Genomic DNA, 13,171 nt, shown 5'->3' with positions numbered 1-13,171 from the left:
CCGGACCGGGCCTGCGCCGGGTACGTCGCCCGGCGCCGGGATGACCGACGGCGAGGCGGACGGCGACGCGGTGGGCGTCGGGGACGGCGTCGGGGCCGGGTCGAGGTGGCCCGCGAAGACGTCGGACGCGCGGCCCAGGTCGAGCAGGACCGTCTCGCCGGTCGCGTCGAGGACGCCGTCGTTGTCCGTGATCGCCCAGACGGTGCCGTCGCCGCCGACCGTGAGGCCCTCGAGCTTCTCCTGCGTCCAGCCGTGCGTGGCGCGCAGGTCGGGCAGGACGTCGTGCGCGAGCGTCTTCGTCAGCGTCGCGACCGTGCCGGGTGCCGGGTCGGCGGGCAGGTCGACGGCGTAGACGCGCTTGACCCGGGCGGTCGGCCCGTTGAGCTTGTCGCGCTCGACGACCGCGAGGGTGTCGTGGTCGACGACCGTCACCTCGGACAGCCCGATCCAGTCGCCGGCCGTCGCGGTGGTCTCGAGCGGGTAGGCGAACCAGGTCCACGACGACGTGGCGACGTCGTAGCGGCCGATCCGCGCCGCGCCGCCGAGGCCGCCCGGGTCCGTCGTGAGGCCCCGCTGCAGCGCGACGAACACGTGCTCGCCGCCGCCGTCCGTCGCGACCGCGACCCCCTCGACGCCCCACTTGGTGAGCCCCGCGGTGACGTCGACGGGCAGCGCGACGGTCTCGACGACGGCGCCGGACGCGTCGACGCGGACGAGCTGGTTGCCCGTGCCCGTCGCGCCCTCGACGCCGAGCCAGAACCCGCCTCCCGCTCGTGCGGCGACACCCTCGACGTCCAGGCCCACGGGCGTGCCGCCCTGCGTGACGGTCACCTCGCGGTCGATCACCGCCGGCGTCGACGCGACGTCCAGCGCGAGCAGGCGCGTCGGGCTGTACGCGGCGTCCGTGGCCGACCAGAGGCGGTCGTCGTCGGTCGGGTCGGCCGTGAGGGCGCCGAGCGCACCCCAGCCGATCGGGTTCCCTGCCGCGTCGTCGGCGGAGACCACCGACGGGAACTCCGGGGGCCCGGCGGCCGACGCGTGCGCCGCACCGAAGCCGAACACCGAGACCGACGAGCGGACCAGCACGGACGCGTCGTCCTCCTCGCTCGACACGAGCAGCAGGCCGCGCGACGGCACCGGCAGCAGACCCTCCGGGCCGTTCGTCGTCGCGAGGACCTGGACGAACCGCGGCGCGGTCGCGTCGGTCACGTCGTAGACGGCGACGAAGTTCGAGCGCTCCGAGCCGACGAACGCGTACGGCGTGCCGCCGAACGTCGCGACGGCCAGCCCCTCGGGCTCGACGCCCTTCTTGGCGGCGCGGTCCTCGGTGTGCAGGCCGACGCGGACCGCGAGCCGCTCGAGCTCGGCACCCGCCGCCCAGACGACCCGGCCCTCGGTGTCGAACACCGTCCAGCCGCGCGTGCCGCCCTTCCAGTCGCCCTCGTCGGCCGTCGCCAGGTGGTCCGCGTCGAGCCACGCGACCACGTCGGGCTCGCGCGGCGTCGCCGGGATCGCGCCGGTCTGGTCGATCCGGCCGTCCTTCTTCACGTCGATGCCGCTGACCGACGCCGTGCCCGCGCTGAACACGCGGCTCACCGTGCCGGTCGCCGCGTCGACGAGCGCCACGCCGTTGTTCTCCTGGAGCGTCACGGCGACCGTCGTGCCCGTCGGGTCGAACGCGACGTACTCGGGCTCCGGGTCCTGCGGGGTGTCGAGGCCCGCGGCGACGAACGACGGCAGCGCCGACCCGTCCTCCGCGGTGAACGGCACGGCACGCGTGCTCCACGTCGACGGCGTCGCCGGGTCGGTCAGGTCGACGAGCTGCACGAACCCGGCCGGGAGCTGCGGGAGGTCGCCCTTCTTGCCGGCGGCCGGCGTCGCGTCCTCGTCGCGCTGGTTCTCGATCGCGATCGCCGCACGGTGCCGGTCCGGCGACAGCGTGATCGAGTCCGGCTGGCCGCCCAGGTCGAGCGTGCGGACGAGCGCGTGGGTCTTCAGGTCCACGACCGCGAGCACGCCCGACGGGTCCGTGAAGGACGCGGAGGTGTCGACGACGACGAGCACGTGGTCTCCCACGACCGCGACCGACGTCGGCTCGGCGTGCTCGCCGACTCCCAGTCCTGCGTGCAGGTCGAGCGTGCCGAGGCCCGCCGGGTGCGACAGGTCCGTGAGGTCGACGAAGCCGATCCGCCGCGCGAGCGCGTCCGTGTGGACGAACGTGCGGCCGTCCTCGCTGACCGCAGAGATCTCCGCGACGGTCTCGTCTGCGGCCGCCGTCCCGGCGGGACGGCGGGGTCGGGGCCGACGGTCGCCAAAGGTGCGTAGGGCCGGTGGCCAGTGGGACAGAGGACCGAGCGGTGCTCTACGGGGGGGACGGGTGGGGCGGCGGGTGGCGAGGCCGGGCGGGCCGGGAGCGCGCGGCGGGTAGCGGCGCGCAGGAGAGGTGAGGAGCAAGGAGGAGAAGTGGCAGCGGCGGCGGGGAGCAAGGAGTTGGAGTGGTGGCTGGGGAACAAGGAGCAGTAGCACGAGCGGGAGCGCACAGTGCGCTTGGCGCGTGGGCAGTCAGTCGGCGAGCGGCAGCGGCGAACATCCGGGATCTGAGCATGAGAGCGCAGATCGCGGCGCAGGGAACATGCGGCGAGAGGAGTGCGGCACGCGAGTTACGACCAAGTGGCGCGGTCAGGGACGCCGGCTACGGAGGACGAGAGGAGCGCGTCGAACAGGGGCGCCGGGCGCCCGCAAGGCCGCGTGAAGCGCGCCGTGCGCTGACCGCCATGCGGCGAGTGCCGCACGTCACAGGCCGTGCGTCGATGGCTGTCCGTAGGACGCCGTCTGCTGCCGTCGTGCACGGACACACGCGGCGCTCAGGTCACGCGTCGCCCGCTGTGTACCGACGTCGCAACGGCAGTGACGAGCAGGGAGAGCCGTCTTGAGCATCGATCGGGGCGCGGCGCGAGTGTGTCGGTGGGGGCAGGGTACGAGACATCGGCGCCAGGCCTCAGGCTGTGGGCGACGTGAGCGGCGAGGCGCGCACCGGCACCGGGTCCGGTTACCTCATCCGTCGAAGTGGTGATCTCCCGCGGAGGCCCGCGTAGCACCGGGCGGGCGGGGGGAGGCACAAGAGGGTGCCGACGGACACGGATGCGTCGTCGGGCGCGAGCATTGATCGCTATTCGCGGCGCCGAGATGACGGCCGTGTGCGGCGTTCGAGACAAGGTCGCCGCGCGGCGTCGGCGTGTCGGGCGGGATGTCGGTGATGGGTCCGCGACCCGCCTGTGGATCGTCCGGAGAGGTGCAGGACCGCACGGTACGGTGGGTCGTCGCCGCGGCGCACGAGCGGCTCGAGAGGACGCTTGCTGGTGTGAACGGCGAGCCGAGGGGCGCGACACGAAGCGTTGTTTCACGTGAAACGGGGGACGTAGTGACGGGTGAGGCCCCCGAGGTGGCAGGCGCTGACGATCCCCTCACGGGCGACCCTGCCGTGGCCGAGTTCTTCGGGGACGCGTGGACGGCGGTCGCTGGGTTTCACTCGATGCTCGTCGACGAGGGCGTACTCCGCGGCTTGGTCGGACCCCGTGAGGTCACACGGCTGTGGTCTCGCCATCTGCTGAACTCCGCAGCGGTCGTGCCGTTCCTACCGGAGCAAGGGCGGATCATCGATCTCGGGAGCGGTGCCGGACTGCCGGGCATCGTGGTGGCCGCGATGCGACCCGAGTGCGAGGTCGTGCTCCTGGAGCCGATGGAGCGGCGTACCGACTGGCTGACCGAGGTCGCCGCGCATCTGAAGCTCGACAACGCGATCGTCGAGCGGAACCGAGCCCAGGACGTCCACGGCCGACTCGTCGGTGATGCGGTCACGGCACGCGCAGTCGCCGCGCTCGACAAGCTCTACCGCATGGCACTCCCGCTCCTGCGCCCGGGCGGCGTCCTCGTGGCGCTCAAGGGCGACAAGGCGGAGCAGGAAGTGCAGGACGCCAAGCACGTCGGGAAGAAGTGGGGTGCTGGCGTTGCCGAGGTGGCCTTGGCGTCGACGATCGCGGGAGTCGAGCCCACTCGAGTCGTCCGAGTCGTACGGGAGGTGGCAGGTGTTCGGTAGGAAGAAGCGCAAGGCGGAGCCGGTGTCGGCGGAGCCGAACCTGATGCCAGCGCCGACACCGTTCAGCGCCGCGCCGGGCGGAGTGGAACCCGAGGTGCCCGTGTGGACGCCGGACGGAACCGCGGCGACGGACCCGCACACCCCACCGACCGAGAGCGGCGCGACGGCCAGCGGCGACGCCTACTCGCCGGCGGCCGACGGCCTCGCGTGGGGGAGCGGTGAGGTCGCACAGGGCGCCCCGGGCGTTCCGGGCGACGCAGAGGGTGAGCCGTTCGGGGCCGCCGACGCGGGGTTCGCTGACGTTTCACGTGGAACGACGGCGCCAACACCGACGCCCAACGGGTCGTGGGGACCCGCCCAGGGTCAGGGCTGGACATCGGCACCCGACGACGAGCGCGGCGTCGAGCCGTCAGAGGCGGGGTACGACGCGCGGCAGTCCGACGCGGGTTCGCGGCCGTCGGTTCCGGAGTGGCGCGCGACCGCCGTCAGCGACCAGCCCTCCGCCCCCTCTGGAATGACCGCCGAGCGTGCGTCCGACGGTTCGGGCGGCGCCACTCCGTTCGGCACTGACGAGTCCCAGGACTCCCACTCCGTTTCACGTGAAACAGGAGTGCGCACCGACGAGGGCAGCGTCCGGATCTTCCACGAGCCGACGGCGTCGGCGCCGAACGACTTCCACGCAGCTGAGGAAGAGACGACGGAAAGCACCCTCTCGACGGTCACGGGGGTCGACGTTGATGGGGGAGAATCTGTCGACAACCCTGCTGCACCCGGTGCAGCCGGCACCGCGGATCAGTCGTCCGCTGGTCGTGAGTCCGCCACGGAGCCCGAGGCGGCTGGACCGGAGAGCGACGAACGGGCGTACGGGGTTGCGGAGACCAGCATCCCGAGCGGTCTCGACGACCGCGCCGCGGCGCCCGATGAGGACAACGAACTGCACGTGAACCCTGAGCACTGGCCGCTGTCTGCCAGCGGTGACCCCGGCCCTCTCCACGTCGACAGCGACGAGCACCGCCGCGCCGCGCTCGTGAACAGCCTCCCGCAGGCGGATCACGAGACGCCGCTGATGGCCGAGCTGCAGCTGGACGCGCGCCGCCGGATCGAGCTTCGTGGCCGCCGGTTCCCGCGTCCGTCCGCGACGCGGGTGATCACCGTCGCGAACCAGAAGGGCGGCGTCGGCAAGACGACCACCACGGTCAACCTGGCGGCGGCGCTGGCCCAGGCCGGTCTGAACGTGCTGGTGCTCGACAACGACCCGCAGGGCAACGCGTCCACGGCGCTCGGCATCGACCACCGTGCCGGCACCCCGTCAATCTACGAGGTGCTGGTCGACGGCGCCCCGATCGAGGAGGCCGTGCAGGAGAGTCCCGACGTCCCCAACCTGTGGTGCCTGCCCGCGACGATCGACCTGTCGGGTGCGGAGATCGAGCTCGTCTCGATGGTCGCCCGGGAGACGCGCCTGCGGAACGCCCTCGACCGGTACCTGGAGTGGCGCGCGGCGCAGGGGCTCGAGCCGATCGACTACGTCTTCGTCGACTGCCCGCCGAGCCTGGGGCTGCTGACGGTCAACGCGTTCGTGGTCGCACGCGAGGTGCTCATCCCGATCCAGTGCGAGTACTACGCGCTTGAAGGGCTCAGCCAGCTCCTCAAGTCGATCCAGCTGATCCAGGCCCACCTCAACCCCGATCTGCACGTCTCGACGATCCTGCTCACCATGTACGACGCACGGACCAACCTCGCGCAGCAGGTCGCCGAGGAGGTGCGGACGCACTTCCCGGACCGCACCCTGCGGACCACGGTTCCGCGGTCGGTCAGGATCTCGGAGGCGCCCAGCTACGGCCAGACGGTGATGACGTACGACGCGGGTTCCTCGGGCGCCCTGGCATACCTGGAGGCAGCGCGCGAGATCGCCGAGCGTGGTGCTGCCACGACCGACGGATCGACCGACGGCGCCGACGGTGTCGCGTCGGCCAGCGTGGCCGCCGAGTCGGTCACGCACGGCCACGCCGAGCACACGGACTCCGCCGCCGGCGACCAGCACACCGCGATCGACCCGCACACCGCCGCGCCGACCGCCGTCGCCGCGACCCACGAGCAGCACCACGGCGAGCCTGTCATGGCCGCACATCAGGAGGACCAGTGAGCGAGAAGCGACGCGGGCTCGGCCGGGGTCTCGGGGCACTCATCCCGACAGGACTCGACGGCCAGAGGCCGTCGGGCGAGCGTCCGGTCGACGTGTTCTTCCCCGACGCCAAGCGCGACAACGCTGCGGCGACGACCGCCGCCGAAGGCGCGAGCGCTTCTTCGACGGAGGAGGCCGCCACGGTGGGGGCTTCGTCCGCAAGCGTTCCGGACAGCGCCACCGACGGGGCGACGACGAACGGGGCGGCGACCAACGGGGCGGCGACCAACGGGGCGGCGACCTACGGCGCGACGGCCGCTGCAGCCCTGGTGCAGGAGGTGACTCCGAGCGAGGTCGCGCCGCGCGACGGGGTCGACAGTGCGGTGAGCGTCGACGGGGCGTCGCCGTCGACGGCTGGGTCGGCCGACGGTGCGCCGGGTTCGGACGGCAAGGCCGGGTCGAACGGCACCACGGCCGCGGTGGTCGACACGGACCTCGACGGCCTTGTCCCGGTCCCGGGCGCCCGCTTCGCCGAGCTTCCGGTCGGCGCGATCCGGCCTAACCCGCGCCAGCCGCGCACCGTCTTCGACGAGGAGGCGCTGGACGAGCTCGTCGGCTCGATCCGCGAGATCGGCGTCCTCCAGCCCGTCGTCGTCCGCGCGGTCGAGGACGGCTACGAGCTGATCATGGGCGAGCGCCGCTGGCGCGCGACGCAGGCAGCCGGCCTCGACACGATCCCGGCGATCGTGCGGGACACCGAGGACTCCGACCTGCTGCGCGACGCGCTGCTGGAGAACCTGCACCGCGCCCAGCTGAACCCGCTCGAGGAGGCGGCGGCGTACCAGCAGCTGCTGGACGACTTCGGCTGCACGCACGAGGAGCTCGCGACCCGGATCCACCGGTCGCGGCCGCAGATCTCGAACACGCTCCGTCTGCTCAAGCTGCCCCCGCTGGTCCAGCGTCGGGTCGCCGCGGGCGTGCTCTCGGCCGGCCACGCTCGCGCTCTCCTCGGTCTGAGCGACGGCGCGGCGATCGAGCGACTCGCGCAGCGCATCGTCGCCGAAGGACTCTCGGTGCGCGCGGTCGAGGAGATCGTGTCGCTCGGCGTCGACGGTGCGACCCCGACGCGTCGGGCGGCGCCGCGAGCGGGGGACCGCAACGCGGCGCTCGACGACCTCGCCGCGCGGCTGTCGGACCGATTCGACACGCGGGTCAAGGTGGCACTCGGGAAGACGCGTGGCCGGCTCACCGTCGAGTTCGCCTCGGTGCAGGATCTCAACCGCATCCTCGAGAGCCTGGCGCCCGAGGACCCGGGCCTGCTGAAGAACTGACCCGTCAGGACGTCGGAACGGTGACGAAAGGGGCGCGGACCTGCGGGTTCGCGCCCCTTCGCGTCACTCGAGGGAAGCCAGTACCAGCGATCGGTACAAGTCGCCAAGGTTGTGCCCAGCGCCCTCGGCTGCCTGCGGCAGGAGTGAGGTCTCGGTCATCCCGGGGGCGACGTTGACCTCGAGGAACCACGCCTGCCCCTCGTCGTCGACGATGAGGTCCGTGCGCGACAGGCGCGTGAGCCCGAGCGACCGGTGTGCGGTCACGGCGGCCTCGCGGACGGCGGTGGCGGCGTCGTCGTCGAGCCGGGCAGGGATGAAGTATTCGACCCGCCCGGGGTTGTAGCGCGCGTCGTAGTCGTACGCGCCGTCGGTCACGATCTCGACGGGTGGGAGAGCCACCGGACCGTCGCCCGTGTCGACGACGCTGACCGCGACCTCCGTCCCGACGACCGCCCGCTCGATGAGCGCGGTGTCGCTGTAGGCGAAGCAGTCGACCATGGCGCGGGGCAGGTCGTCGGCGGACGTCACGAGGTTCACGCCGAGCGCCGACCCGCCACGCGACGGCTTCACGACGAGCGGCAGCCCCAGCCGCGTGACGACGGTGTCGAGGACGCGGCCGGCACCGAGCTCGCGGAAGAGCGACTGCGGAAGCGTGACGAACTCGGGTGTCGCGAGCCCGGCCCTGGCGACGATCGTCTTCGCGATCGGCTTGCTCCAGGCGACACGGCTGGCGCGCGGGCCGGTACCGAGGAGCCGCAGGCCGAGGAGCTGCACCACGTCGCGCACGGAGCCGTCCTCACCGGACGCACCGTGGAGGAGCGGCCACACCAGGTCGGGGCGGAGATCGCCGAGCGCGGGCACGAGGTCGGAGTCGACGTCGTGGATCGACACCTCGACGCCGACGGACCGGAGCGCCTCGGCGACGCGCCGCCCGGAGCGAAGCGACACGTCACGCTCGTGCGAGAGGCCGCCCGCGAGAACGGCGACGCGCGGCGAAGGCGAGATGGTCACGACGTGGTTCCTCCGAGGACGTGAGGCGACAAAGGACGAGGACGAGGACGAGGGCGGTGGGTCGCGTGCCGGTGCGGGCGGGGACGTGCGTGATCACCACGGGATGTCGAGCCCTCGGCTCCTCGCGATCGACGCGTACGGTGTGCGGCCGACGTCGGGGCCGCCGCAGCCACGACGGACGTCGAGCGGACACGCGAGAGCGCGGACGCCGGATCGACGACGAGGACGTCGAGGCGTCGGGCGGATGCTCGGCGCGCCATGCAGGGGTCGACCAGCCAGACGCGGGTCGCGTGGCCGCCTGAGACGACGGACGCAACTCGGAGGACCGGTACGACCAGGCGCCGGGCGGATCCCCGGCGCGCGACCCCGGGGTCGGCCGGCACGGCGGACATCGGGCGAGCGATCGGCGGGGCAGCCACGGCAGTGGTACGGACGCGCGAGGTCAGGCGACGTCAGGACCGGGGGACTGCACGCTGTCGGACGCGCCGCCGGCGTTGGTGCCGAACAGCTCGACGAGCTCGCGCTCCCCGGCGACGACGCCCGCGAGCCGCCGCACGCCCTCGCGGATGCGCTCGGGCGTCGGGTAGCAGAACGACAGTCGCATGTGGTCGGCGCCGGAGCCGTCGAAGTAGAACGCGGTGCCCGGCACGTACGCGACGCGCGCGGTGACGGCACGCGGCAGCATGTCCTTGGCGTCGAGGCCGTCGGGCAGCCTGACCCAGGTGTAGAAGCCGCCGTCGGGGACGTTCCACGACGCCTCGGGCAGGTGCTCGGCGAGCGCGGACACCATGGCGTCGCGCCGCTCGCGGTACTGCTCGCGGTAGACCTTGATCTGGCCGCGCCAGTCCGCGGTGGACAGGTAGGTGGAGATCGCGAGCTGAGACGCGTTCGACGGGCAGAGGATCGCGGACTCGGAGGCCAGGACGAGCTTCTCGCGGACGGCGTGCGGGGCGACGACCCAGCCGACGCGGTAACCGGGCGCGAAGGTCTTGGAGAACGACCCGAGGTAGACGACACCGTCGGCGTCGAGCGACCGGATCGCGGCGCGCGGCTCGGTGTCGAAGCCGAGCAGCCCGTACGGGTTGTCCTCGACGACGAGGACGCCGTACCGCTGCGCGATCTCGAGGACGCGCGGGCGGCGCTCGGCCGACAGGGAGACTCCGGCAGGGTTGTGGAAGTTCGGCACCGTGTACAGGAGCTTGACGGTGCGACCTGCGGCGGCGAGCGACGCGAGTGTCGCCTCGAGCGCGTCGGGGTCGAGCCCGTCGGCGTCGATCGGGACGTGCACGACGTCGGCCTGGTAGGCGCGGAAGACGCCGAGGGCGCCGACGTACGAGGGGGCCTCGGCGACGACGACGTCACCCGGGTCGACGAAGATCCTGGTCACGAGGTCGAGCGCCTGCTGCGACCCGGTGGTCACGACGACGTCGTCGGGGTGGGCGTCGATGCCTTCGAGCCGCATGACGTCGAGGATCTGCTCGCGGAGCGTCTCGTCGCCTTGGCCGGAGCCGTACTGGAGCGCCTGGAGGCCGCGGGTCGCGACGACGCGCGCGGCGAGCTCCGCGAGGTCGTCGAGGGGGAGACCCTCGAGGAACGGCATGCCGCCCGCGAGCGAGACGACCTCGGGTCGGTTCGCGACGGCGAAGAGGGCGCGGATCTCGGAGGCGCGCATGCCGTGCGTGCGCTCGGCGTACGCCGAGAGCCAGGGGTCGAGGCGCGTGCCGGTGCCCGCCGCGGCGGAGGACGTGGGGTGGCCGCCCGACGTCTCGCGCGGGGGCCCAGGCTGCGTGGTCATCCTGGCAGTGTCGCACGTCACGACGCCGCGCCCGCGCAGCAGGCGTGCGGCGAGACGTGCGGGTCCCGTGCAGGTCGGGGCCGGCGGAGGTCGGAGCCGCTGCGAGTCGCGTGCGCGCGGAGGCGAGGACGCGGGCGACCGGCTGGTGCGAGGGGCGGGCGAGGGGCTGTTCGCGGTGACGGGCTACGGGCTTTGCAGGGCGACGGGCGACGGGCCGTGGGAGGGGACGGGCGGTGTGAGGGGACGGGCGACGGACTGCGTGAGGGGACGGGCGACGGGTTGTGGCGAGGGACGCTCCGACCGTCGGGACGCCGCCACCTGCACGCGACGCGCTGGTGCGCGGGTCCTGCCTGCTGACCAGGGGCGACGACGACGGGCGGCGGGCTGTGCGACCGGTGACGCGGGCGACGCCGGACGGCAGACGGACGGGCCGCCGTCCCTGGTGGGAAGCGGCGGCCCGTGGGTCGTGCGGCTGACGTCAGGCGGCGGTGAGGACGTCCTCGATCTCGCCGGCGTAGAACGCCTTGGGACGGGCGCCGATGACGGACTTCACGAGCTCCCCGCCGACGTACACGTTGAGCGTGGGGATCGAGACGATCCCGTAGTCGCCGGTGACCTGCGGGTTCTCGTCGGCGTTGACCTTGACGATCTTGACGCGGCCGTCGTACTGCGCGGCGAGCTCGTCGAGGACGGGGGCGACCATGCGGCACGGGCCGCACCAGGGCGCCCAGAAGTCGACGATGACCGGGATGGGGGAGTCGAGGACCTCGGACTGGAACGTGTCGTCGGTGACGGCGGTGAGGGTGCTCATCAGACCTCCTGGACGAGGACGGGCGCGACGGTCGGGGGCACCGGGTCGACGACGTCGTGCGCGGTGTCGCCGAGCGCGGCGAGGTAGTGCTGCGCGTCGAGCGCGGCGGCGCAGCCGGAGCCGGCCGCGGTGATCGCCTGGCGGTAGGTGTGGTCGACGACGTCGCCGGCGGCGAAGACGCCCGGGATGTTGGTCAGCGTGGAGCGACCCTGCACCGAGACGTACCCGTTGTCGTCGAGCTCGACCTGCCCGACGAGCAGGTCGGTGCGCGGCACGTGGCCGATCGCGACGAACACGCCGGTGGCGGGGTGCTCGCGCGTCTCGCCCGTGACGGTGTCGCGCAGGGTGACGCCGGTGACCTTGTCCTCGCCGTGGATCGCGACGACCTCGGAGTTCCACGCGAACTCGATCTTGGGGTCGGACGCGGCACGGTCGGCCATGATCTTGGACGCGCGGAGCTGGTCGCGGCGGTGCACGAGCGTGACGCGCTTGCCGAACCGCGTGAGGAAGGTGGCCTCCTCGACGGCGGAGTCGCCACCGCCGACGACGATGATCTCCTGGTCGCGGAAGAAGAACCCGTCGCAGGTGGCGCACCAGGACACGCCGCGTCCGGACAGCCGCTTCTCGTCGTCGAGGCCGAGCTCGCGGTACGCGGACCCGGTGGAGAGGATGACGGCGCGCGCGGCGTACGTCTCGCCGCCGGAGACGGTGACGGTCTTGACGTCTCCCTCGAGGGAGAGCGCGACGGCGTCGTCCCACAGCACCTCGGCGCCGAACTTCTCAGCCTGCTTCTGCAGCGCGTCCATGAGCTCGGGGCCCTGGATGCCGTCGGGGAAGCCGGGGAAGTTCTCGACCTCGGTGGTGTTCATGAGCGCGCCACCGGCGGTGACGGAGCCGGCGACGACGAGAGGCGCGAGACCGGCGCGGGCCGCGTAGATCGCGGCCGTGTAGCCGGCGGGGCCCGATCCGACGATGACGAGGTCGCGCACGGTGCTGGGCTGGTCGCTCACGTGAGTCCTTGGGGTACGGCGGGCCGGCGGGGTGCCGGCTGCGGGCTGTTCGCTCAACCGATCGTAGGCCGGATCTGTTCCAGGTCCCGACCGCCGGGGCGCGTGGCGGCGAGCAGCCCTCCGTGCGGTCGTGCGGTCCGTGCGGTCGGGGTCAGCCGAGCGACATCTCGTTGAGCTCGAGGCGGAAGCCGCCGTCGGCGGCGGTCGGGAGCTGGGTGATCCACACGACGACGGTCGACGCCTCGACGGGGTCGAACTCGAACACCGTGTCGGGCCCGACCGGCCCGGACGCGAGGACGGTGCCGCCGCCGGGGTCGGCTGCGGTGGTGTTCCGGATCTCGACGTTCCCACCGGTGCCGTTGACGTGCAGCGTCACCTTCGACAGCGTCGAGGGGCCCTGGAGGTTGACGATGTAGCCGACGGCGTTCTTGAAGCCGGCGAAGTCGTCGCGCTTGTACGTCTGGGTGTACCAGAACGTCGACGGGTCGCCGTCGTAGGCGCGGGCGACGGCTTCCTCGTGCTCGCCGTCGGAGTCGGACGGGTCGAACGACGTGGTCGAGGCGATCACGGGGGCGGCAGCGGCGGGCGCCTCACCTGCGGGCGTCTCACCGGGCTGCTCCGGTGCCGCGGACTCGGCGGGCTGCTCCTGCGTCTGGTCGTCGGGCTGCGCCCCGGTGTCCCCGGGGTCGAGCGACGAGAAGAGCGCCCGGAAGGCCAGCACGACGCCGATGACCACGGCGACGGCGACGACCGCGAGCACGAGCTTGGTGGGGTCGAAGCGGCGGCGCTCGGGGGCGTCGGGCTCGCCCCAGCCGAGCTCGTCGAAGGACTCGAGACCGTCGTCGGGGGGCAGCACGGGCGGCAGCCCGGACGAGCCGTCGGCGCGGTACGCGGACGTGGGTCGACGCACGGGTGCGGCGCCGTACGTGCCGGCGGGTCCGGCCGGGTCGCCGGGGGGCGGCGGGACGTGCGCGACGAGAGCACGGGGCACCGAC

9 protein-coding genes and 1 pseudogene are annotated in these 13,171 nt (G+C 73.0%); 3 read left to right on the top strand and 7 right to left on the bottom strand.

Annotated features, from left to right (window positions below):
• A partial coding sequence (locus tag HGA02_RS02695) for an esterase-like activity of phytase family protein (protein WP_343035224.1) occupies positions 1 to 2,076 on the bottom strand: 2,076 nt, incomplete at its 3' end.
• A gap of 1,216 nt (positions 2,077 to 3,292) precedes the next feature.
• Between HGA02_RS02695 and rsmG the strand changes: the two genes are divergently transcribed.
• Positions 3,293 to 4,096, top strand: coding sequence for a 16S rRNA (guanine(527)-N(7))-methyltransferase RsmG (gene rsmG / locus HGA02_RS02690; protein WP_343035223.1), 804 nt, complete (start codon positions 3,293 to 3,295; stop codon positions 4,094 to 4,096).
• A 595-nt stretch (positions 4,097 to 4,691) separates the two neighbouring features.
• Here rsmG and HGA02_RS20715 read toward each other — a convergent pair.
• Positions 4,692 to 5,150, bottom strand: coding sequence for a hypothetical protein (locus HGA02_RS20715; RefSeq protein ID WP_168677305.1), 459 nt, complete (start codon positions 5,148 to 5,150; stop codon positions 4,692 to 4,694).
• Between the two features lie 12 nt (positions 5,151 to 5,162).
• Here HGA02_RS20715 and HGA02_RS20710 point away from each other — a divergent pair, with 12 nt between their 5' ends.
• Together HGA02_RS20710 and HGA02_RS02675 are read left to right on the top strand one after the other, a co-directional pair.
• Positions 5,163 to 6,239: a ParA family protein gene (locus HGA02_RS20710; RefSeq protein WP_168677303.1), complete on the top strand. Its 1,077-nt coding sequence runs from the start codon at positions 5,163 to 5,165 to the stop codon at positions 6,237 to 6,239.
• Positions 6,236 to 7,549 carry a ParB/RepB/Spo0J family partition protein gene (locus tag HGA02_RS02675; RefSeq protein ID WP_168677301.1) on the top strand — a complete coding sequence of 438 codons (1,314 nt, stop codon included), beginning with the start codon at positions 6,236 to 6,238 and terminating at the stop codon, positions 7,547 to 7,549. Before HGA02_RS20710 ends, HGA02_RS02675 begins: the two co-directional genes overlap by 4 nt.
• Positions 7,550 to 7,612: 63 nt before the next feature.
• On the opposite strand, the gene HGA02_RS02670 is transcribed toward HGA02_RS02675, so the two are convergent.
• The 5 genes and pseudogenes from HGA02_RS02670 to HGA02_RS02650 all read right to left on the bottom strand — a co-directional run.
• Positions 7,613 to 8,560, bottom strand: a complete 948-nt coding sequence (locus HGA02_RS02670) for a D-alanine--D-alanine ligase (RefSeq protein ID WP_168677299.1) — start codon at positions 8,558 to 8,560, stop codon at positions 7,613 to 7,615.
• A gap of 442 nt (positions 8,561 to 9,002) precedes the next feature.
• Positions 9,003 to 10,355, bottom strand: coding sequence for an aminotransferase-like domain-containing protein (locus tag HGA02_RS02665; protein ID WP_168677297.1), 1,353 nt, complete (start codon positions 10,353 to 10,355; stop codon positions 9,003 to 9,005).
• Positions 10,356 to 10,833: 478 nt separating this feature from the next.
• Positions 10,834 to 11,166 carry a thioredoxin gene (gene trxA, locus HGA02_RS02660; protein WP_168677295.1) on the bottom strand — a complete coding sequence of 111 codons (333 nt, stop codon included), beginning with the start codon at positions 11,164 to 11,166 and terminating at the stop codon, positions 10,834 to 10,836.
• The gene (gene trxB / locus HGA02_RS02655) at positions 11,166 to 12,176 is read right to left on the bottom strand and encodes a thioredoxin-disulfide reductase (protein ID WP_168677293.1); all 1,011 of its coding nucleotides are present in this window, start codon (positions 12,174 to 12,176) and stop codon (positions 11,166 to 11,168) included. The genes trxA and trxB overlap by 1 nt, the downstream gene beginning before the upstream one ends.
• A 151-nt stretch (positions 12,177 to 12,327) precedes the next feature.
• A pseudogene (locus tag HGA02_RS02650) lies at positions 12,328 to 13,171 on the bottom strand (hypothetical protein); the annotation flags it as partial.

This window comes from Cellulomonas septica, assembly GCF_012396155.1.
In the GTDB taxonomy this organism is placed as follows: domain Bacteria; phylum Actinomycetota; class Actinomycetes; order Actinomycetales; family Cellulomonadaceae; genus Cellulomonas; species Cellulomonas septica.
The sequence above is the reverse complement of the archived record's forward strand: the minus strand, read 5'-3'. Positions and strand labels throughout refer to the sequence as shown.